The sequence below is a fragment of the Streptomyces sp. NPDC058663 genome, from assembly GCF_042716745.1.
GTDB lineage: Bacteria > Actinomycetota > Actinomycetes > Streptomycetales > Streptomycetaceae > Streptomyces.
The window spans coordinates 78,850-99,716 of sequence record NZ_JBHXRV010000005.1 but is presented as its reverse complement, the minus strand read 5'-3'; the positions used below and the strand labels follow the sequence as shown (position 1 = coordinate 99,716).

The 20,867-nt window shown below is 70.1% G+C and carries 14 protein-coding genes, 4 tRNA genes, 1 other RNA gene and 2 pseudogenes; 10 read left to right on the top strand and 11 right to left on the bottom strand.

The features are described 5' to 3' along the window. Positions 1 to 6: 6 nt before the first annotated feature. Positions 7 to 202 (top strand): annotated as a pseudogene (locus ACFWVV_RS05290) (flavoprotein); the annotation flags it as partial. A 152-nt stretch (positions 203 to 354) separates the two neighbouring features. Here ACFWVV_RS05290 and ACFWVV_RS05285 read toward each other — a convergent pair. The 3 genes from ACFWVV_RS05285 to ACFWVV_RS05275 form a co-directional block, all read right to left on the bottom strand. Continuing rightward, positions 355 to 777, bottom strand: coding sequence for a PIN domain nuclease (locus ACFWVV_RS05285; protein WP_384343383.1), 423 nt, complete (start codon positions 775 to 777; stop codon positions 355 to 357). Next, positions 774 to 989 carry a type II toxin-antitoxin system VapB family antitoxin gene (locus ACFWVV_RS05280; protein ID WP_384343386.1) on the bottom strand — a complete coding sequence of 72 codons (216 nt, stop codon included), beginning with the start codon at positions 987 to 989 and terminating at the stop codon, positions 774 to 776. Before ACFWVV_RS05280 ends, ACFWVV_RS05285 begins: the two co-directional genes overlap by 4 nt. A 1,132-nt stretch (positions 990 to 2,121) precedes the next feature. Beyond that, a complete protein-coding gene (locus ACFWVV_RS05275; protein WP_384343389.1) occupies positions 2,122 to 2,658 on the bottom strand; it encodes a hypothetical protein in 537 nt (178 codons plus the stop codon). Positions 2,659 to 3,270: 612 nt separating this feature from the next. Between ACFWVV_RS05275 and ACFWVV_RS05270 the strand changes: the two genes are divergently transcribed. The 3 genes and pseudogenes from ACFWVV_RS05270 to ACFWVV_RS05260 all read left to right on the top strand — a co-directional run. After that, positions 3,271 to 3,456, top strand: a complete 186-nt coding sequence (locus ACFWVV_RS05270; protein WP_384422611.1) for a hypothetical protein — start codon at positions 3,271 to 3,273, stop codon at positions 3,454 to 3,456. A 1,328-nt stretch (positions 3,457 to 4,784) separates the two neighbouring features. After that, positions 4,785 to 5,429 carry a hypothetical protein gene (locus tag ACFWVV_RS05265; RefSeq protein ID WP_384343395.1) on the top strand — a complete coding sequence of 215 codons (645 nt, stop codon included), beginning with the start codon at positions 4,785 to 4,787 and terminating at the stop codon, positions 5,427 to 5,429. A gap of 117 nt (positions 5,430 to 5,546) precedes the next feature. Then, positions 5,547 to 5,852, top strand: a pseudogene (locus ACFWVV_RS05260) (site-specific integrase); the annotation flags it as partial. 81 nt (positions 5,853 to 5,933) lie between these two features. On the opposite strand, the gene ACFWVV_RS05255 reads toward ACFWVV_RS05260, so the two are convergent. Next, positions 5,934 to 6,018, bottom strand: a tRNA-Ser gene (locus tag ACFWVV_RS05255). Positions 6,019 to 6,137: 119 nt separating this feature from the next. Here ACFWVV_RS05255 and ffs point away from each other — a divergent pair. The 6 genes from ffs (at position 6,138) to ACFWVV_RS05225 (ending at position 16,190) form a co-directional block, all read left to right on the top strand. After that, positions 6,138 to 6,234, top strand: an RNA gene (ffs, locus tag ACFWVV_RS05250) — signal recognition particle sRNA small type. 101 nt (positions 6,235 to 6,335) lie between these two features. Next, entirely contained in the window at positions 6,336 to 8,711 is a 2,376-nt protein-coding gene (locus ACFWVV_RS05245; protein WP_384343398.1) for a DNA polymerase III subunit gamma and tau, read from the top strand. Positions 8,712 to 9,225: 514 nt separating this feature from the next. Beyond that, a complete protein-coding gene (gene purD / locus ACFWVV_RS05240; protein ID WP_384343401.1) occupies positions 9,226 to 10,488 on the top strand; it encodes a phosphoribosylamine--glycine ligase in 1,263 nt (420 codons plus the stop codon). Positions 10,489 to 11,321: 833 nt separating this feature from the next. Continuing rightward, complete coding sequence (locus ACFWVV_RS05235) at positions 11,322 to 13,154, top strand: hypothetical protein (protein WP_384343615.1); 1,833 nt, start codon at positions 11,322 to 11,324, stop codon at positions 13,152 to 13,154. 521 nt (positions 13,155 to 13,675) lie between these two features. After that, positions 13,676 to 15,154 carry a N,N-dimethylformamidase beta subunit family domain-containing protein gene (locus tag ACFWVV_RS05230; protein ID WP_384343403.1) on the top strand — a complete coding sequence of 493 codons (1,479 nt, stop codon included), beginning with the start codon at positions 13,676 to 13,678 and terminating at the stop codon, positions 15,152 to 15,154. A 118-nt stretch (positions 15,155 to 15,272) separates the two neighbouring features. Then, the gene (locus ACFWVV_RS05225; RefSeq protein WP_384343406.1) at positions 15,273 to 16,190 is read left to right on the top strand and encodes a phosphoribosylaminoimidazolesuccinocarboxamide synthase; all 918 of its coding nucleotides are present in this window, start codon (positions 15,273 to 15,275) and stop codon (positions 16,188 to 16,190) included. A 160-nt stretch (positions 16,191 to 16,350) separates the two neighbouring features. On the opposite strand, the gene ACFWVV_RS05220 is transcribed toward ACFWVV_RS05225, so the two are convergent. The 7 genes from ACFWVV_RS05220 to ACFWVV_RS05190 form a co-directional block, all read right to left on the bottom strand. Beyond that, positions 16,351 to 16,423: transfer RNA gene (locus ACFWVV_RS05220), tRNA-Gly, on the bottom strand. Positions 16,424 to 16,446: 23 nt separating this feature from the next. Beyond that, positions 16,447 to 17,058, bottom strand: coding sequence for a response regulator (locus ACFWVV_RS05215; RefSeq protein WP_384343410.1), 612 nt, complete (start codon positions 17,056 to 17,058; stop codon positions 16,447 to 16,449). Continuing rightward, complete coding sequence (locus ACFWVV_RS05210) at positions 17,055 to 18,566, bottom strand: sensor histidine kinase (RefSeq protein WP_384343413.1); 1,512 nt, start codon at positions 18,564 to 18,566, stop codon at positions 17,055 to 17,057. Before ACFWVV_RS05210 ends, ACFWVV_RS05215 begins: the two co-directional genes overlap by 4 nt. 19 nt (positions 18,567 to 18,585) lie before the next feature. After that, entirely contained in the window at positions 18,586 to 19,401 is an 816-nt protein-coding gene (locus ACFWVV_RS05205; protein WP_384343416.1) for an ABC transporter permease, read from the bottom strand. Then, complete coding sequence (locus ACFWVV_RS05200; RefSeq protein WP_384343419.1) at positions 19,398 to 20,390, bottom strand: ABC transporter ATP-binding protein; 993 nt, start codon at positions 20,388 to 20,390, stop codon at positions 19,398 to 19,400. Before ACFWVV_RS05200 ends, ACFWVV_RS05205 begins: the two co-directional genes overlap by 4 nt. Positions 20,391 to 20,519: 129 nt before the next feature. Continuing rightward, positions 20,520 to 20,592: transfer RNA gene (locus tag ACFWVV_RS05195), tRNA-Gly, on the bottom strand. Positions 20,593 to 20,666: 74 nt separating this feature from the next. Beyond that, positions 20,667 to 20,738: transfer RNA gene (locus ACFWVV_RS05190), tRNA-Gly, on the bottom strand. Between the last annotated feature and the right edge of the window lie 129 nt (positions 20,739 to 20,867).

Sequence of the window (20,867 nt, the reverse complement as noted above, 5' to 3'; positions counted from 1 at the left end):
CTTGCCGCAGTCCTCCCGTACCTGAACTCCGCCCAGGCCGCAGACCCTCGCGTACGGGGAAAGCCTGAAGCGGCTTCGTGAGGTGGGCGTGCTGGTCGGGTCGCACGAACCACATGAGCCGAAGGCGGGCGGAGGTGTGGAGACCTACCGCCGGGAGGAAGCGCCTGACCTGCTCACGCCCAGGCTGGCCACGGGGGCCTGACCACTGCTGTCGGTCTTGGGATTTGTGGGATCGGGGCAGTTCGCGGGGGCGGTCACGGGCGTGCCGACCTGAGGCGGAGCCGACGATTTACAGGCTCGCCGAACTGGGGCGTACGTCTGCGGACGAGACCGGAACTGAGACCGGGCACGCGTTCATTTACCGGCCTCCGGGCCGTACCACTGCATGGCTTGGCCAGTGAGGGTGGCGATGCATTCGAAGTCGGGGTCGCGGTGCAGGAGGGTCAGTCCCTGGAGTTCCGCGGTGGCGGCGACGACGAGGTCAACAGCTCCCGCACCACGGTGCTGACCACGCTGGGTCAGCAGCTCCTGGACCTGCCAGGCGCGGTCGTACGCGCGGTCATCGACGGGCACCCAGCCGAACAGCAGCCGCATGTCCTCAATGCCGCGCGCACGGTCTGCAGCGGAGCGGGCGCTGTAGAAGAACTCCAGCTCGGTAACAGGGCAGGTTGCGATGAGCCCCGCGGCGGCGGCCTGATCCCAGCCGTACTGTTCGGCGTCGTGGCGGAAGAATCGGGCGAGCGCGCTGGTGTCGATCAGGAACTGTGCCGCGCTCACCGCCGGTAGTCCCTCTTGTTCTCGAAGACATCCAGATCGAGTCCACCCTCGCCCGCTGCAGCCCGCAGCCGAGTGAGAGCGAGAGCCCGTCGGCGGTTGTCGAGTACCTCGCGCAGAGCGGTGTTGACCGTCTCCTTCTTGGTGCCGGTCCCCAGCGCCTGAGCCACGTCGGCCAGCAGTTCGTCGTCGAGGTCGATCACTGTGCGACTCATCGAGCACCTCCGGTGATATCAGCTCGTACCGCAAGTACATCTCACTGGAGATATCCAGCATTCTCCCTGAACGCGATGCCGTCAGCCTGCGGACGGAGATCACAAAATGCCTCTTCTTTGCCGCAGACAGGAGGGCTTCGCGCGGTGAGTATGACGATGCGGGAGTCCGCACCAGCCGCCGGTGCGGCCATGCCGAACGTGACCGGTGAGGAGGGGCGCAGTGTGGTGGTTCACCGTTGTGGCCTGGGTCGTGGCTGTCGTGGTGTCCGTCAGGTGCTTGCTCGCTCAGGACCGGGCACTGCTCACCGGGCTCAGGGACGTGCTCTGCGTGTGGCAGGAAGTCCGAGTGCTTCTGGCGGAGTGGCGACCGGCGTCGGCGGTCCAGCACCGGCAGGTGGCGGGCGGCGTCCTCGTACGATGCTCTGCGCAGAGCCGGTCGGATGTGGCACAGGACGCCGAGGGGAAACGGACCGGAGTTCCCGGAGGACTCCGAGGAACCCTGCTGAGGCTGCTGGCGGGACAAAGCAGAAGGCTCGGACCGCCTGAGCAGTCCGAGCCTTGCAGCTGCGGAGGATACGAGATTCGAACTCGTGAGGGGTTGCCCCCAACACGCTTTCCAACTGTGGTGGTGGGGTGTTGGCGTGTGTGCGGGGGCGTTCACCTGCGTTCATGCTCGGCCGGACGCGGGAGCGGTCACCGCCTTCGGTCTCGTCTGAACGGCCGTGAACGGAGCTGAATGAGACGGAAACTGAGACGGGCCTCGCTGTGTTGACCTTGAGCGAGGCCAATGGCCTACAGACCGCGCAGCGCCTCGTATAGGTCGCCGTAAGCGCTCCAGCAGTCGACACTGCCATCGTCGTTCAGACTGCCCATGTACCAGTCCTCATCGCTGACCGGCTTCACCAGACATAGCCCGTGGAACCCCAAGATAATCTCAGGGTGGAGCAATTCGTCTTCACCCGGCCGGCCCACCCATGTCACGACGCGATCGGTGTCGAGAGCCACAGACTGCTGATCGCCGGAGACCCTTCGGATCTCCCCCAGAGTCCACCCTGTCGGTAGCTGCCCGTCTGCCATCCCACGATGATGACAGCCACCGCGACAGCCGAGTCGAGGCAAACTCTCAAGATCCTCAAACCTGGCCAGCGGTGGGAGCATCAAGGGCCGCACGAGCCACGACCTTGAAGGACAGCACGGACTGACTGACCTGGCGGTGCATAGTGTCGCTACTTGGGATATCGCTGCGAGGTGGGACGCCTCGGGCGGCGCGGAGCTCAGAGACGATGACGGACGCTTGCCAGTCAGCGATCGAGCGCATGACGGTGTCGGCTTGTGCGGCCACTTCAGCGGGCCCCTCCAACTCCACGAGGAACAGCGCCTTTTCGATACTACGGATCAGCCCTCGGAGTCTGTCAGCGGTTCCTTCGGGCAGGCTCTGGCCGAGCAAAGCCGACTCGCGGTAGGAACGTCTCAGCTCGTTGAACTGGGCAACAGAGTCCAGGAAGGCTGCGTAGGCGTCCCGGCGCACTTGGCGGCGCCAGTGGGCGTGCTGGGTTCTTGACTGGAAGCGACCGGTCAAGCGAGCGGCTACCACCGCCCCTCCGGCGCCAACGATTGACGCCACGATGCCCGCTACCGCCCCCACCAATGCGATCTCCCCTGCGTTCATGGCGGCATTATGCCCTCAAACCCGGCCGACCCCATGAAAGATCGCGACGGCAGTCTTCCCACCGTTCCGGCATCGTGATGGCGGTCCCATCGCGACAACCTCAGAGCCATCAGCTTGGGAATCACCGATGATCTAGCCCTGAACGGGCCGATGACGTGGGAAGTCCGTAGCGGGCACCCCTTGGTTGATATGGGGCCAGCCTCTGTTGGTGACCGCTGTTTACCGCACCCAATGCCACGGTTCTGCCACGTCGACCTTCTGACCCGTATGCCTAGCCGGATCAGCCACCGGAGTCGTGCCGCTGTGCCGTCTCTGTCGCTCTACGCAGGCACCTAATTTCAAGTTGAACTAGAATTCCGGAATCCGGTCGAGGCGGTGAAGGCGCACTTTGCGATAATTGTAAAAGGGGTCATTTTCCGGAATGTGCATATACCAACGATAGGCGAAACCTATGTAACCGACGGACAGTGTGCTTCCAAACGCCGTGAGGGCTGGCTGTGGGCGGCTTATCCGGCCCGTCATGGGGCCGATCCAGAGACCTAGAGGGTCGCCACTTTGGCCCGAAATTCTTTTCTGTGCCCGGTATATTTCAGGGTGCTTGAACATGTATACGTGAAAATTACTCCGCAGTTCTCCGCCGTCAAGGAAGTTGCCGAATCCCTGAGGTACGGCGAACCCGTCATTAGCGATCCTGCACCCAGCATGCTTGACGATGTATCGAGCAAGATGAAGGGACTCGCTCTGCCATTCCTCACCGTAGACCTTCTGCATGTCTATATGGCGCAAATTCCAGAGTGAGCCTCGCTTCAGCCACACATAATTACTGAATTTCTCGTATGCGTAGTCAAATTTCTGACTGCGCGCGTTGTTACAGTTCGAGCAAAGGTTTGGCGAGAATTTTACGCGATCCGATTTCCTGAGGGACCGAACGTTGGTGAACGTCTTGTCATCCCCCCAAACGAGAGGCTCTGAACTCCCAGCCGACATTTTCTTCAAATCGCTTAGCTTGAACTTGTGTTCGCGTGTATTTGCCTTGCCCCCGCACCACCAGCACGCCCCAGAATTCGGAAGACGAAGAGCGTTCAATTCGTCATCCGAGGCAAATTCTTCCATCACTGTCCCCAACCTCTCAACTTATTGACTACATCGTAGACATCTGTGGCGTTGTCCCGGGTGTGGTTTTCGACTGCGGGCCTGTTGATGGGGTGCGCAACGCCCGTCCCGGCCGCGCACTGCCCGTGCGGCACCGAGCAAGTCTGGTGCTTGGTCGAGGGCGGCCGGGATGAGGGCTGGAGTGAGGAGTGAGTCGAGGTGGTTCTCGCGTAGCGGGGTCCAGCTAGTTGCGGTGATGCCACCAGTAAAACGCCAGCACTCCTACTCCACTCAAAGTTGCCTTCACGCTCGCACGAACGAGTTCGTCCACGGCTGACCTCCAGTAGCGGCGCACGCGCGGCCGAATCGACCACTTTTCGGGGCAGTCACGTTCAACTGCCCGCGGGGACCAGTTGCGAGTGATCTTCGCGGGGTAGCCCCGTCGCGCCTGGCGCTTGCACCTTCGACTACTAGGGCTTGAGCAGCCTTGTGACTCGTTCTGGCTAGTTGTCACTTGAACCTCCAAACGCTGCGAACCCGCCGTGGGCCGCGTGGTTCGAGTAGGCCAGGTCGGCAACTTTTCCTCCCGAGCCAACCTCGCGGGGTTCTAAAATCGAGCCATGGTGAGACGTGGACCGAGTGACGCGGATGCAGAACTGTTGACCTACCTGCGGACCAAACGGCTGACCGTGAGCCTCGCCCAGTTGGAACGTTGGCGGCGCGCCGGCGTGCTCCCGCGTAACCACCGGACGCACCTAGGTAGAGGGAAGGGGTCGGTATCCACTGTCGCCCCAGCGGCTTTCAACCTTGCTGAAGCTATGGCGAGGGTCAGTCGTCGTGGCCGCTCCATCCATGAGGCGGTCTTGCGTATTTTCACGGTGAGTCCGTTGCACCAGGATCTGGCCGCCGAGGTATTGCCCATACCCGAATCGGTTATCCGTGAATCCCTAGTTTGGTTCATTTGGCACGGAGAGCAGACCTTGGACCGCAGGATAGAGAGGGCACTTCGGCGGTCGCAAGGTAGCACGGAGGAAATGATTGAGATCGTGGTTAAGATGTCGGGCCGCCAATCCCGCAGTGCATTCAGTAATCCGCCGCCCACTGCTGATATGCGTCCGTGGCCCAAGCTGGCCAAGCGAGATATAGAAGGAATGAACGCGCTGGCGGTAGCAAAGTTTCTCGGTTGGCAGGAAATTGGCTCCCGGGGTGTCGCAGAGCTGCTTTCGGGTGCTGCGCCATCAACTTCCACGACGGAGGGCATCGGGGATGACACGGACAGACTGGAAAGGCTGTTTCTCCGACGTGAGCTGGCTGGCCAGGGCCTAGTCAACTTCCCCCGGCACGTACCTATGGAGGAAGCGGAGGCGCTAATCAGGAGGGCGGGCAATGGGACGCTGTGGAGTGTGCGGAATAAGCTAGCCAGAATTGCGCAAGTTGGCCACCTCATGTTGCTGCTCAGGGACGAGCGGACAGACATATTCTTAGATTCAGTCTACTCGTCCCACACGAATGTCACGTTACTTTACGGGGCAATCCCAATCGCGGTTACTCTTGAAACGACTGCCTGGCACACTATGGCGGCACTTATGGTGGTGCTGCTTACGGATGAAAATGCCTGTGATTGGTTCGGGGCGCTCGACCAACTTGCAGACGCGACAAGGTCAGATCTGTTCAATTAGAGTATTTGGCTACGTGTGATGGGCAACTGCCCTCAACCCACTACTCGTCCCTGCTCGCATCCCGGAGTCTGAGCGCCCGCGCCGGAGGCATGTCTTGAAGCTGCGAATGTCTTCCTTACTTCCAGCCGCCGGTGGAAGCAACTCCTGGGGGACGCGGGCGTTCGTGACGGGCGCCTGCACGACGCGCGCCACACTGCCGGAACCGTCCTGCTGCTGCTCGGGGTTCCCGATGTGGTGGTGGACGCCATCATGGGATGGGAGCCCGGAGGGTCCGCACGGATGAGGGCTCGGTACATGCACGTCACCGGACCGATGTTGCAGAACGTCGCGCAGCAGGTCGGTGACGCACTCTGGGGCCCGACCCCGGAGGCGAGTGAAGAGGCCGGAGACAGCCCGGACGAGAGCCCCTCAGACCGCAAGTGAGACGGAAACTGAGACGGAGAACGATGAAGGCCCCGACCGGCGAACCGGTCGGGGCCTTCATCTGCCCTGGTAGGGCGGGTGCGGAGGATACGAGATTCGAACTCGTGAGGGGTTGCCCCCAACACGCTTTCCAAGCGTGCGCCCTAGGCCACTAGGCGAATCCTCCGCCGCAAACAATACAAGACGTTGAGGGGTGCTTGCGACCGCGTTCGGTGCGGGCGGGTGCGGGGGAGTGCCGAGGTGGGAGCGGGTCGTATTTGGGGTGGGGGATCGGCTAGGGTGGGGTTCAGCCCCTCACGTGGCGCTATCTGACTGAACTCCCCCAGGGCCGGAAGGCAGCAAGGGTAGGTTGGCTCTGGCGGGTGCGTGGGGGGTCTTTGCGTGCCCGGGGCGGGGTGACGCAGGGGGGCTCGGGTTGTCGGTGGGGTGGCCGGTGGCTCGGGGCGGGGCCGGTTGTCAGTGGGTCCCGATAACCTCGTAGGTGTGTCGTCCCTTGCGCTGTACCGCCGCTATCGCCCCGAGTCGTTCGCCGAGGTCATCGGGCAGGAGCATGTCACTGCCCCGCTGATGCAGGCCCTGCGGAACAACCGGGTCAACCACGCGTACCTGTTCAGCGGGCCGCGCGGTTGTGGAAAGACGACCAGTGCGCGGATCCTGGCGCGCTGTCTCAACTGTGAGCAGGGGCCGACGCCCACCCCCTGCGGGGTGTGCCAGTCCTGCCAGGACCTGGCGCGGAACGGGCGCGGTTCGATCGATGTGATCGAGATCGACGCCGCTTCGCACGGTGGTGTCGACGACGCGCGTGACCTGCGGGAGAAGGCCTTCTTCGGCCCTGCCGCCAGCCGGTACAAGATCTACATCATCGACGAGGCCCACATGGTCACCTCGGCGGGCTTCAATGCCCTGCTGAAGGTGGTCGAGGAGCCGCCGGAGCACCTCAAATTCATCTTCGCGACGACCGAGCCCGAGAAGGTCATCGGGACGATCCGGTCGAGGACCCACCACTACCCGTTCCGGCTGGTGCCGCCCGGGACGCTGCGCGACTACCTCGCGGAGGTGTGCGGCAAGGAGGAGAGCACCGTCGAGGACGGGGTGCTCCCGCTGGTGGTGCGGGCCGGCGCCGGGTCGGTGCGTGACTCGATGTCGGTGATGGACCAGCTGCTGGCCGGAGCCGCCGACGACGGTGTGACGTACGCCATGGCCACGGCCCTGCTCGGTTATACGGACGGGTCCCTGCTCGACTCCGTGGTCGACGCCTTCGCGGCCGGGGACGGGGCCGCGGCCTTCGAGGTCGTGGACCGGGTCATCGAAGGGGGCAACGACCCGCGTCGGTTCGTCGCCGACCTGCTGGAGCGGCTGCGCGACCTGGTGATCCTGGCCGCCGTGCCCGACGCCGGGGAGAAGGGGCTGATCGACGCCCCCGCCGACGTGGTCGAGCGGATGCAGGCGCAGGCGTCGGTGTTCGGGGCCGCCGAGCTGAGCCGGGCCGCCGACCTGGTGAACACCGGACTCACGGAAATGCGCGGGGCCACCTCGCCGCGGCTCCAGCTGGAGCTGATCTGCGCCCGGGTGCTGCTGCCGGCCGCCTTCGACGACGAGCGCTCCGTTCAGGCCCGGCTGGACCGCCTGGAGCGGAACGGTGCGGGCGGCGGCGGTGCGTTCGTCGCCGGCGGGCCCGTGGCGGGCATGCCGCCCATGGGGTACGTACCGGGGGCGCAGGGGCACGCCCATGCGCCGGGGGGTGCCGCTGGAGCTGTCCCCGGGGGCGGTCAGGTGGCTCAGGGGCAAGGGGCTCCGGCCCCCATGGCTCCCGGGGCGATGGCTCCGGGCGCGCCCGTATCCGCCGCTCACGCGCAGGCAGCTCCTGCTCCCGCTGCTCCCTCGCCCGGTCCTGGCGCGGCCCCGGCCGCCGAGGCGCCGGCCGCTCAGGCACCGGCTCCGGCCCCCGCGGCCGCACCTGCCTCCGCCCCGCCCACTGCCGCGCCCGCCCGGCGCCCGGGGGGCTGGCCCACTGCGTCCGCTCCGGGGCAGGGGCGCCCCGAACCCGTCGCCCCGCAGGCCCAGGCGCCGGCCCCGCAGGCTCAGGGCGGCCCGCCGGCCGGCGCCGCTCCCGCACAGGCGGGGCCCAGTGCGGCCGCCGCCCAAGGTGCCGCCCAGGTGCGGAACATGTGGCCCGGCATCCTGGAGGCCGTCAAGAACCGCCGCCGGTTCACCTGGATCCTGCTCAGTCAGAACGCGCAGGTCGTCGGCTTCGACGGGACCACCCTCCAGATCGGTTTCTCCGGCACCGGCGCCCGCGACAACTTCGCGAGCAGCGGCAGCGAGGACGTGCTCAAGCAGGTACTCGCCGAGTCCTTCCAGGTGCAGTGGCGGATCGAAGCCGTCATCGACGCCAGCGGCGGGGGTGGCGGCGGGGGCGGCCAGCCTCCGGCCGGACCTTCCGGCAGTTACGGAGGCGGTGGCGGCGGCTTCGGCGGAGGCAGTGGCGGCGGCGGTGCTGGCGGATACAACGGGGGCGGCGGTGGTGGCTACGGCAGCGCCCCGGCCCCGGCCCCGTCCGCGCCGGCCGCACCGTATCCGCCGCAGGCTTCGGGCCCGCAGGGCGGCGGACCGGTGAGTCAGGCTGCCGCGCAAGCACCTGCGGTGCACCCGGCGCAGGCGCAGCACCAGGCACAGCACCCCGCTCCGGCCCCCGAAGCGCCGAGGCCATCGCCCGCACAGGAGCGGCCGCCGGTTTCCGCCGAGGACGACGTACCCGAGGACGACGATCCGGACCTCGTCGACTCGGCCCTCTCCGGGCACGAGCTGATCGTGCGGGAGCTGGGGGCGACGGTGGTCGAGGAGTTCGTGAACGAGTAGCCCGAGGGGCCTGAGTGGGCTGTGTGGAACGAGTGGGCTGAGTTGCCCGAGTGGGGCGAGCAGCCGGGGCGGCCCTTCGTGGCGGGTCGTACTGTGGCGGGTCATGCCGTGCCACGGCCGGTCGCGCCGGGACTGGTCGTGCCGTCCCCGCGCCGCTGGAGATCACCCCGGCGTTCCCGCCCTCGGCTCGCAGATAGCCGTGCCCGGTACCCCTGGGCCCGCATCCCGGCGGTGTCGCCTCGGCACCCCCACGACGGTGCCGGGCCCCTTGGCGTGCACCCCAGGCGCTCCCGCCCCCGGCTCCCCGGACGGTGCCTGGCGTCCATGGTCTGTGCCCCGGCAGGTCCCCCTCACTTCCGCCCAGCGGGCCCGAGCCCCCGGAGTGCTCCTCGGCGGCGCCCGCCCCCAGCGGCGGAACTCAGGACGGCGAGTCCCCCGCCCAAGCTGCCCCTCGCACCCTCCTTCCAGCGGGCCCCGGAAAGCGCGGTGCCCGCGCACGACTAGGCTGCACCCCGTGAAGGTCCTCGTCATCGGCGGCGGCGCCCGCGAACACGCCCTGTGCCGCTCTCTGTCCCTCGACCCCGACGTCACCGCTCTCTACTGCGCCCCCGGCAACGCCGGCATCGCGGAAGTGGCGGAGCTGCGTCCGGTCGATGCCCTCGACGGGGCCGCCGTGGCGCGCCTCGCCACCGAACTCGGCGCCGGTCTCGTCGTCGTCGGCCCGGAGGCCCCGCTCGTCGCGGGTGTCGCCGACGCCGTACGCGACGCCGGGATTCCGGTCTTCGGACCGTCCAAGGAGGCCGCCGAACTGGAGGGCTCCAAGGCGTTCGCCAAGGACGTGATGGCCGCCGCCGGTGTCCCCACCGCGCGCAGTTACGTGTGTACGACGCCGGAGGAGATCGACTCCGCGCTGGCCTCCTTCGGTGCTCCGTACGTCGTCAAGGACGACGGCCTCGCGGCCGGCAAGGGCGTCGTGGTGACGGACGACGTCGACGAGGCCAGGGCGCACGCGCTGGCCTGCGAGCGGGTCGTCATCGAGGAGTTCCTCGACGGCCCCGAGGTGTCCCTCTTCGCGATCACCGACGGCGTGACCGTCCTCCCGCTGCAGCCCGCCCAGGACTTCAAGCGCGCCCTGAACGGTGACGAAGGCCCCAACACCGGTGGCATGGGCGCCTATTCGCCGCTGCCCTGGGCCGACCCCAAGCTCGTCGACGAGGTCCTGGAGTCCGTGCTCCAGCCGACCGTCGACGAGCTCAGGCGCCGCGGCACCCCGTTCTCCGGACTGCTGTACGCGGGCCTCGCCATGACGAGCCGCGGCGTGCGCGTCATCGAGTTCAACGCCCGTTTCGGCGACCCCGAGACCCAGGTCGTACTGGCGCGGCTCCGCACCCCCCTCGCGGGCGTGCTCCTCGGTGCCGCCAACGGCACCCTGGACGTCCAGCCGCCGCTGAACTGGAGCGACGAGACGGCCGTGACCGTCGTCATCGCCTCGCACAACTACCCCGGCACCCCGCGCACCGGCGACCCCATCGAGGGCCTCGCCGACGTGGCCGCCGAGGACGCGCCCGAGGCGTACGTCCTGCACGCGGGCACCAAGCGGGACGGCGACGCCGTGCTCAGTGCCGGCGGCCGCGTGCTGTCCGTGACCGCGACCGGCGACGACCTGACGCAGGCCCGCGAGCGTGCCTACCGCGCCGTGGCCCGCATCCGGCTCGACGGCTCGCAGCACCGGACGGACATCGCGGAGAAGGCGGCCCGGGACGCCCAGGGCGTCTAGGACGCCCGGAACGCCCAGCGCGCCCGGAACGCCCAGAGCGCCCAGGCCTGAGCCGGGCACGGGAGCAAGGACGGGCGGCCCGGGACGGACTCCCAGGGCCGCCCGCCCCGTTTGCTCGGGGTGACAGGACACCACCCCCGGGCCCCGGGCCCGTCTGCCCCGCGCGGGCGCCCGGGACCGCCCGCCCCTCTGCCTCGCGCGGACTCCCAGGGCCGCCCGCCCCTCTGCCTCGCGCGGACTCCCAGGGCCGGCCGCCCCGTTTCCCGTTGACCCCACCCCGTACGGCGCCCCCGCCCGCGCCCCGCCCCGCCGCCCTCGTGCGTCCGAACCCCCGGCCGGCCCCGCCGCAACCGCTGCGTACACCCGTGTGCGCCGCACGGCCCCCGCGCCGCCCCTCTCCGCCACCCCGCGGACACACCCTCTGCGCAGCCGGTTTCCGCCCCGCCCGGCCGGAATCCCGGGTCTGCCCCGGAAGCCAGCACCTTTACCCAAAGCCATTCCATCGAGTGACGGCTCGCCCATCCGGATGACTGGCGCCGAGCCCCCAACTAGGGTGCCGCGCAAGCGGTTCCGGCACTTGGCCCACCGACATTGCGATGTCAGTGGCGGGTGCCACAGTGGGGGAGTGAACAACCCGTCGCAGGGCAGAGGGGGTGAATCCGGTCGTGTCCGGTGTGTCTGATTCCGGTGCCAGTTCCACTGGCCCCGGTTCTCGTTCCGGGTCTGGTGGTTCCAGTGGTTCTGGTGGTTCCAGCAGTTCTGGTGGTTCCGATGGTGCTGGTCGTTCCGATGATGTGAGTTCGGGTGCGGGGACGCCGCGTACCCCGCAGGAGCTGGGCGCCGAGCAGGGCGCGCAGGCCGCGCGGGAGCGTGCGCTCGCCGTGCTGCGGGTACGCAGCCGGGCGCTGGCCGCTGCCCTGCTGCCCGCCGCCGTGGCGGTTGTGCTCCTGTTCGGCGGTGTGTCGGGTCGGCTCACGGGTCCGGGCTGGGACGTGGCGCGCTGGGCGGTCTCCGGCATCGCCCTGGTGGTGCTGCTGGCCGCTCTGGCGGTCGCCCTGGTGGTCGCGCGGGCACGCCCCGCCGTGACGCCCACCGTGGAGCTGAGCGAGGCCATCGCCCCCGACCTGTACCGCCTGGTCGGGGACCTGGCCGAGCGGCTCGACGTACCCGTGCCGTCCGCGATAGCCCTGACCCCCGACTGCGACAGCTGGCTGGAGGAGCGGGCGGACGGCAGGGACCGCCCGGCGAAGCCCCGCTCACGCCCCGTGCAGGGCCAGTCCTCGAAGGACCACTCCTCGAAGGACCGTCCGGCGAAGGACCGTTCCTCGGAGGACCGCCCCGGCAGGCCTGCCTCCGAGTCCATACGTACCGGGCCCACCGCCCCCGTCCTGGTCATCGGCTCGCCCTTCCTGTGGTGGATGCGCGTCGCCGAGCTGCGGGCCGTCCTCGCGCCCGTGGTCGCGGGCACCGGCCCCGCCGCGCACCCCGACATAGCCGCCGCCCGCCGCTTCGTGCGCGGCCTGGACGCGGCCGTCGCGGTCGCCGCCAGGCCGGGCCGGGGTGCGACGGGTCCGCTGCGCCGGCTCGCGCTGGCCCCCCTCGGCCGGATCTCCCGACTGCTGCTCGGCGCCTGCCGCGAGCACATCACCCAGCTGGAGCGCGGGGTCGCCGCCGCTGCCTCCGAGCGCGCCCAGGCAGTGGATTACGGGCTGCGGATCGCCGCCCAGGAACAGGTCGGCCTCGCCTACGCGGGCTGGGACCGGCTGCTGACCCGGGTCGCGCTGCCCGCCTGGCGGATGGGCCGCTGGCCCTCCCGCCTCGACGTCGGCGTAGTCTCCGCCCTCACCGAGCTCTCCCGGCGCGACCGTCTCGCCGACGGGTTCGCCTCGCGGCTCGGCGAGCGCCCCGCCTGCGACCTCCTCGAAGAGCCTGGCGCGGTGGACGAGGCCGTGTCCCTGCTGGCCGCCCGGCTCTTCCACGGCGGCCCGGCCACGCCCGGCCCCGACTGGTCCCCGGTCGACTGGCAGACGTACCCGGAAGAGGTCGTCGACCGCAAGTGGCGCACCGAGGCCGCCCGGCTGCACCGCGTCCTGGACACCCTGGGCGCCGGAACCAGCGACGGGAACGGCGCCGACAGCGCGGGCCGCGACCGCCGCAGTGGTACGAGCCCCACGCTGGCCCGCGTCATGGACCACCTCGCCGCCGAACCCCTCGCCCTCACCGGCGCGCCCGGCCCCGACGACGGACGCGGTGACGAGGAGCGCACCGACGCCCTGGCCGCAGGCATCACCGCCGAGGCCGCCCGCGAGGAGGCGCTGGCCCCACCGCCCGCACCGGTGCCGGCCGGCGACGGGCAGGACCTGTGGGACGGGGGTACCTGGGACGACGGCCCGCTGCCGGTCTTCCCCATCCAGCCCCCGCGCACCGGCCGTGATCTGCTCGCCGACCACGTCACCGCCATGGTCTGCTGTGCCGCGGTCGACACCGCAGGGGCCGCTCCCGGCCTGGACTGGCTGGACGGCCCGGCCCTGCTCGTCGAGGGCAAGCGCCGCTCCGACCTCACCGGGCCTGTGCTGAGCCTGGTCGAGGACGGCGACCCCGTTCCGCTGCGCGGCTGGCTCGCCTCCGTCGGCGTACGGCCGGAAAAGCCCGTACGGCTGGTATGAGCCGGGCAACCGTACGGGGGCGGGGTGCGAGTTCGTTGTCCGCCTGGGCGGGGCGCGAGTCCGGCCTCCGTACGGGCAGGACGCGAGCCCGGCCCCGCGAGCCCGAGCCCGCCCCCCGCACGGCACGGTCCGCGGACATGCCCGCCCCCGCACGGCACGGTCCGCCGACGTGCGCAGCCAGCCCCCGGGAAGCGGCCACGGCCCCGCGCGCCCCTGCACGGCACGGTCCACGGACGCGCGCAGCCGACCCGCGAGGAACGGCCACGGCCCCGCGCGCCTGCACGCCCCGCACGCCCCGCACGCCCCGCCCCTCCCGTACTCCCCAGCCGACCGTACGGCCCGCAGAACCGCCGAAGCGTCCCACGAACGGACTATCAAGTTCCGTTTCTCGCCAATTCGCGACGAAGGGTGACGGAGTGCGTGCGTTATGTGATGTGCTGGTGCCCTGTAGCTGACAGCGGACGCACCACTGTGCTTCCGGGGCCCGGTGTTGTCCCGGGTATTCGAGGGAGGGAAGTGACGTGGGGGCTGAACAGATTCGCTGGGAATCGGGTGCGCTCGCGCACGCCGTCTCGGACCCCTTCGGCCAGGGCCCGCTGCCCTGGCTGCGCGGCGGCGAGCAGTACCTCGAAGCCGACGGCACCGCCGTCGCCTGGTACGCCGACCTGGACCCGGCCACCGGCGCCAAGGTCCCCCGCCCCCGGCGGCACGAGGGCCCCCGTACGGCGGACGACGTGAACTGCCAGATCAAGGGCTTCACCTCGTCAGGATCGGTCGCCCCCGGCAGCTCCGTCGACTTCCACATCACGGTCAACCCGCCGCAGGAGTTCTCGGGTTACGTCTACCGGATCGGCCACTACAGCGGCGCCGGCGCCCTCCAGGTCGACACCAGCCCGCGCCTCTCCGGCATCGTCCAGCCCGCCCCGCTGACCGCCGACCGCACCGTCTCCTGCCACCACTGGTGGCAGTCCTGGCGGCTGCACATCCCCGAGTACTGGAGCCTCGGCGCGTACGTCGCCGTGCTGACCACCGCCGACGGCCACCGCAGCCACATCCCCTTCACGGTCCGCGACGACCGCCCCGCCGACTTCCTGCTGCTGATGCCGGACATCACCTGGCAGGCGTACAACCTCTTCCCCGAGGACGGCCGCACCGGCGCCAGCCTCTACCACGCCTGGGACGAGGAGGGCCGGCTCCTCGGCGAGGAGGACGCCGCCACCACGGTCTCCTTCGACCGGCCGTACGCGGGCCAGGGCCTGCCGTTGCACGTCGGGCACGCCTACGACTTCATCCGCTGGGCCGAGCGCTACGGCTACGACCTCGCCTACGCGGACGCCCGCGACCTGCACGCCGGCCGCATCGACACCTCCCGCTACCGCGGCCTGGTCTTCCCCGGCCACGACGAGTACTGGTCGGTGCCCATGCGCAAGGCCGCCGAGCGCGCCCGCGACGGCGGCACCTCCCTGGTGTTCCTCTCCGCCAACACCATGTACTGGCAGGTCGAGCTGAGCCCCGCGCCCTCCGGCGTACCCGACCGCTTACTGTCCTGCCGCAAGCGCCGCGGCCCGGGAAAGTCCGCCCTGTGGCGCGAAGCGGGCAAGCCGGAGCAGCAGCTGATGGGGATCCAGTACGCGGGAAGGGTCCCCGAGCCCAGCCCGCTGGTCGTGCGCAACGCGGAGCACTGGCTCTGGGAGGCCACCGGCGCGGGTGAGGGCGACGAGATCGAGGGCCTGGTCGCGGGAGAGGCCGACCGCTACTTCCCGCGTACCGCCCTGCCCGAGCACCGCGGCCGGATCCTGCTCGCGCACTCCCCCTACCGGGACGGCGACGGCGCCCTGCGCCACCAGGAGACCTCGCTCTACCGGGCCCCCAGCGGCGCCCTCGTCTTCGCGTCCGGCACCTTCGCCTGGTCCCCGGCGCTGGACCGCCCCGGCCACGTCGACCGGCGCATCCAGCGGGCCACCGCCAACCTCCTGGACCGCATCGCCAAAGGCACCTGAGAGCCCGCCGGGCGCCCCTCCCCGGCTCCCTCCCCGCGCGCCCGGCCACCCTGACCGGGGGCTTCACCCGCGCATACGGGAGAATCGGAACGATTGGCCATAACCACGGGGAGGAACCGTGTCCGGATTCGTAGTAAAGCCCGAGCCCCAGCAGGTGCCGGGCCTGGTACATCTGCACACCGGCAAGGTGCGCGACCTGTACCGGAACGAGGCGGGCGACCTCGTGATGGTCGCCAGCGACCGCACCAGCGCCTTCGACTGGGTGCTGCCCACCGAGATCCCCGACAAGGGCCGCGTCCTCACCCAGCTCTCGCTGTGGTGGTTCGACCAGCTCGCCGACCTGGTCCCGCACCACGTCCTGTCGACGGAGCTCCCCGCGGGCGCCCCCGCCGACTGGGCGGGCCGCACGCTCGTCTGCAAGTCGCTGCGGATGATCCCCGTGGAGTGCGTGGCCCGCGGCTATCTGACCGGCTCGGGGCTGGCCGAGTACCGCGAGACGCGCACGGTCTGCGGTCTCGCCCTGCCCGAGGGCCTGGTCGACGGCTCGGAGCTGCCCGCACCGATCTTCACCCCCGCCACCAAGGCGGCCGTCGGTGAGCACGACGAGAACGTGAGCTACGAGGAAGTGGCCCGCCAGGTCGGCGCGGAGACCGCCGCCCAGCTGCGGCAGACGACGCTCGCCGTGTACGGCAGGGCGCGGGACATCGCCCGCGAGCGCGGCATCGTCCTCGCGGACACCAAGTTCGAGTTCGGCTACGAGCCGGCCGCCTCGGGCGACGGCGAGCAGCTGGTCATCGCGGACGAGGTCCTCACCCCGGACTCCTCGCGCTTCTGGCCCGCCGACGACTGGGAGCCGGGCCGCACCCAGCGGTCCTTCGACAAGCAGTTCATCCGCGACTGGCTGACCTCGGACACCTCCGGCTGGGACCGCAGGTCCGACGGCCCGCCGCCGGCCCTCCCGCAGGAGGTCGTCGACGCGTCCCGCGCGAAGTACATCGAGGCGTACGAGCGCCTCACCGGCCAGTCCTGGTCGTGACACCGGACGGCCCCGGGGCACGCTCCGGGGCCGCCGTGTTCCGGGACGTGCCCGGGTCTCCGTGCCACGGGGCTGGACCTGTTCCCCGTGCCCGGGACCCCGTACCGGGTCCGGACACGACGAAGGCCCCGGTCGTGATGACCGGGGCCTTCGTCCTCTGAGCGGACGACCAGGTTCGAACTGGCGACCTCAACCTTGGCAAGGTTGCGCTCTACCAACTGAGCTACGTCCGCGTTGCGCCGTGGCGCGAGGACAACTATACCCAACCCCGCTCGCGGGCGAGACGCACGGCCGTGTGCCGGTTCTCCGCCCCCAGTTTGGACGCCGCCGACGACAGGTAGTTCCGTACGGTGCCCTGGCTCAGCGCGGCCCGCTCGGCGATCTCCGCGACGGGTGCGCCGTGCGCCGCCAGCTCCAGCACCTCGGTCTCCCGCACGGTCAGCGGGGAGTCCCCGGCCGCGATGGCGTCGGCCGCCAACTCCGGGTCCACATAACGGTTTCCGGCGTGCACGGTACGGATGATCGCCGCCAGCTGCTGGGCGCTCACGGTCTTCGGAACGAACCCCCGCACGCCCGCCTCCAACGCCCTCTTCAGATGCCCGGGCAGGCCGTGACTGGTCACGATCATGGTCCGGCAAGCAGGTAGCGCGGTCCGCAGGGATGTGGCCACCGCCACACCGTCGAGGCCCGGCATCTGGAGATCGAGCACCGCCACATCGGGCCGGTGCTGGAGCGCCATGGCGAGCGCCTCGGGCCCGGTCGCCGCCTCGGCCACCACTTCGAGGTCGTCCTCCAGGGCGAGCAGCGCGGCCAGCGCACCCCGGATCAGGTGCTCGTCATCCGCGAGCAGCACCCGCACGGCCGTCACGCGACACCTTCCACTGCGGCCGCGCCGCCCGTAACCCGTGCGGCCGCACCACCCGCAGCCCCGGCACCCGCACCACCGGTAACCCCGGCACCCGCACCGCCCGCAGCCCCGGCTGCCGCGTCACCGGTAACCCCGGCGGCCCCGGACCGTACCTCTGCCGTACTCATCCGCTCGACTTCCTCTTCCTCACGCGACTTCTCCACGCCGGGGCCCCCGCCCCGTACGCCCGCCCCCGGGCCGTGGTCCTCACGTACCCCAGCACCCCGTACCCCCGCCCCCGGACCGTCCGTCAGCGGCACCTCGGCCGTCACCCGGAACAGTCCGTCGCCGGCGCCTCCCGCGGACAGCGTGCCGCCCACCGCCGCCAGCCGTTCGCGCAGTCCTGCCAGGCCCGTCCCCGACGTTCCCGAGGGGTCCGCCGTGCCCGGCGCGGGCGCCCCGTCGTTCTCGACGACGAGCACCGCACGCCGTCCGTCCGAGGTCAGCCGCAGCGTGCAGCTCTTCGGGTTGCCGTGCCGCAGCACATTGGTGGCCGCCTCGCGGACGACCCAGCCGAGCGCCGACTGCACCCCGCCGGGCAGCTCCGTACCCGCGCCGTCCGCCACCAGGCAGCTGATCCCGGCGGCGGCGAGCACCCCGCGCGCCCCTTCGATCTCGGCCCGCAGGTCGGCCTGCCGGTAGCCGCGCACGACCTCGCGGACCTCGCGCTGCGACTCCTGCGCGATCCGCTGCACCTCTGCCATCTGCTCGGCCGCCTCGGGCCTGCCACGCCGCGCCAGCTGGACGGCCAGCTCGCTCTTGAGGGCGATGACGGCGAGGTTGCGGCCCATCACGTCGTGCAGGTCGCGCCCGAACCGCAGCCGCTCCTCGGCCACCGCGAGCCGGGCCTGGGTCTCCCGCGCCCGGTCGATCTCCCAGATCATCGACAGGAACCAGAGCGAGGAGCGATGGGTCATCAGACCGAACACGCCGAGCAGCAGGATCGCGACGGCACTGCCCACGGCCAGTGCCGGCCGCTGCGTGCCGAGGCCCGCGGCCGCCGCGACGAGGGCGGCGGCCGCGCAGGTGCCCAGGATCAGCCACCGCGCGGTCGACATGACGTAGACGGACATCATCGTGGGGACCAGTCCGTACCAGAGGAGCATGGTCATGGCGGAGCCGTTGGTGTTCCTGGCGTCGAGCCCGCCGGTGGCCTGCAGGACCACCACCAGCGCCACCACGGTCGCGCCCACGGCGAGGGAGGCCACCACCGGCCGCCAGGGCGCGGGAGCGCCGTGCAGCCGGTGGGCGAAGCCCAGGGAGAGGCAGTGCGTGGCGAGCACGCACTGCACCAGCACCAGCAGTACCAGGCCCTGGGCGAGTGCGACGGGCCCGTCCTCCCGCACCAGGTTGTCGGGGAGCGGGGCCATGACGCCGAGACTGATGATCCACAGGCAGCAGTAGAGCGTGCCCCGCAGATACAGGTCCATCTTCGCGGCCCGGCTGCGCTTCTTCCAGTAGCCCTTCATCCCCGTCCGATCCTCGGGTCTAGCGCCGCGGCTCCCAGCGGAACCACTTCTTGACCGCGAACACCGACACTACGATCCACGCGGCCGCGGTGGCCATCGCACCGAGTGCGCCGAGGCCGCTGAGATTGCCGGACCAGCCGCCCCTGATCAGTTCCACCACGGGGGAGAGCGGCAGCAGTTCACAGACGGAGGCGACGGTGTCGGGGAGGACTTCCAGCGGGAAGAAGAGACCGGAGCCGCCCATGGAGAGCAGGGTGATCGGCATGATCGTCAGCTGGGCACCCTCCACCGACTTGGTGAAGGCCGCCGTCGCCGCCGCGAGGAGTGCCGCCAGCACCAGCCCGACCAGTACGCCGGCCGCCACGAACAGCGCGTTGGACGGCATCTCCACGTCCAGCAGCACGGCCCCGGCCACCACCATCACCAGGCACTGGACCAGCCCGGCCACGAGCGCCGCGACGGACGTGCCGGCCAGGATCTCCACATCGCCGGGTTCGCCCGTCCGCAGCCGTTTGAGCACCAGCTCCTCGCGGCGGGTGACGAAGGTGGCGACCAGGGTGGTGTAGATCCCGAAGAGCAGGACGTACGCCACCGCCGTCGGGATCAGCATCGTGCCGAGCGAGAGTCCGGCCTTCTCCAGGTCCATGCCCTTGGCGACCGACATGGAGGAGAAGGTCAGCGCGATCGGCATCACCAGCAGCATCACCAGCCCCGCCCGGTGCCGCCCCAGCAGGATGAGCTCGCCCCGTGCCAGCGCCTTCATCCGGTTTCCGGCGGTGGCGCGCGGTGCGGTGCCGGCCGCCGGGTGTCCTGTCTGCGTCAGCGTGCCGCTCATCGTGCCGCCACCTCGTTCCTCGTCGTCGTGTGCGTCCGCGGCGCCGGGGCCGGCCGCGTCGAGTCCTTCGCCTCCCGTGCGATGTGCAGGAAGGCCTCCTCCAGCGAGGCCGACCGCACGTCGAGGCCGCGCAGTTCCAGTCCCGCGCCGTCCGCCCAGACCAGCAGCCCGGTGGCTGCCCGTTGCAGCGACGGCGTCGTCAACTGAACTGTCCTTCCGTTCAGTTGGTGCGAGGTGACGCCGAGCTGCCCCAGCGGCGGCAGGTCGCCCAGGTGGTATCCGGACGGCAGTTCGAAGCTGATCCGGGACGGGTGTGCGGCCACCACCTCGTCCACCCGCCCCTCGGCGGCGATCCGGCCCTCGTGCATGATCGCCAGGCGGTCGGCCAGCTCCTCGGCCTCTTCGAGGTAGTGCGTCGTCAGCAGTACGGTCGTGCCCTGCTCGCGCAGCTCCCGCACCAACTCCCAGGTCTCGCGCCGCCCTTCGGCGTCGAGCCCGGTCGTCGGCTCGTCCAGGAACAGGACCTCCGGGCGCCCGAGCACCGCCATGGCCAGGTCGAGCCGCCGCCGCTCACCGCCCGAGAGCTGCTTCACCCGTACGGCATGACGCCCGGCGAGGCCGACCAGCTCCAGCGCCTCCTCGACGGGGCGGGCGCCGCTCGTGCATCCCGCCCACATCCGCGCCGTCTCCAGCACCGTCAACTGCGGCTGGAATCCGCCCTCCTGGAGCATCACCCCGGTCCGCGGGCGCACCTTCGTCCGCTCCCGGTACGGGTCGTGGCCCAGCACCCGTACCGCCCCTCCGGTCGGCCGGGCCAGGCCCTCCAGCAGCTCCAGCGTGGAGGTCTTGCCGGCGCCGTTGGTCCCCAGGAGCGCGAAGAGTTCGCCGCGCGCCACGGAGAAGGACACGGAACGGACGGCCTCGAAGCCCCCGGCGTAGGTCCGCCGGAGCCCTTCGACGTCGATGACAAGCTCTGCGTTGGTGGTCATGCCTCAAGGCTCCCGGCGGCCCGGGGCCGGCGGCAGTGCGTGCTGTCATCACTCCCGATGACAAATGTCATGACGGAGCCGGGGAACGCCGAAGGCCCCAGTCGCGATGACTGGGGCCTTCGATCTCTGAGCGGACGACCAGGTTCGAACTGGCGACCTCAACCTTGGCAAGGTTGCGCTCTACCAACTGAGCTACGTCCGCAAGGTACTGCCGGGTGGTGCGGCATCACCCTACCCGAACCACCGGAGTGACCGGTAACCGGTTGAGCGATGCAGAGCGGGTGACAGGAATTGCACACTGCGCCTTCCCCCTGGAAGAGGGATGTTCTACTACTGAACTACACCCGCACGCTGCGTGGAGCCGGGCCTTTCGGCCTTGCCCTTCGGCGTGCTCCAGACTTTAGCCCAAGTACCGGGGTGTGATGCAAATCGGTTCCCGGCCGGTCTCCGCGGCTGCTCGCCGGCCCCCCGTGGAGG

Coding starts and splice junctions, on each gene's coding strand:
- ACFWVV_RS05265 (WP_384343395.1), top strand. CDS start 4,785: ATGATTGAGATCGTGGTTAAGATGTCGGGCCGCCAATCCCGCAGTGCA.
- ACFWVV_RS05205 (WP_384343416.1), bottom strand. CDS start 19,401: ATGAGCGGCACGCTGACGCAGACAGGACACCCGGCGGCCGGCACCGCA.
- ACFWVV_RS05275 (WP_384343389.1), bottom strand. CDS start 2,658: ATGAACGCAGGGGAGATCGCATTGGTGGGGGCGGTAGCGGGCATCGTG.
- ACFWVV_RS05280 (WP_384343386.1), bottom strand. CDS start 989: ATGAGTCGCACAGTGATCGACCTCGACGACGAACTGCTGGCCGACGTG.
- ACFWVV_RS05210 (WP_384343413.1), bottom strand. CDS start 18,566: ATGAAGGGCTACTGGAAGAAGCGCAGCCGGGCCGCGAAGATGGACCTG.
- ACFWVV_RS05200 (WP_384343419.1), bottom strand. CDS start 20,390: ATGACCACCAACGCAGAGCTTGTCATCGACGTCGAAGGGCTCCGGCGG.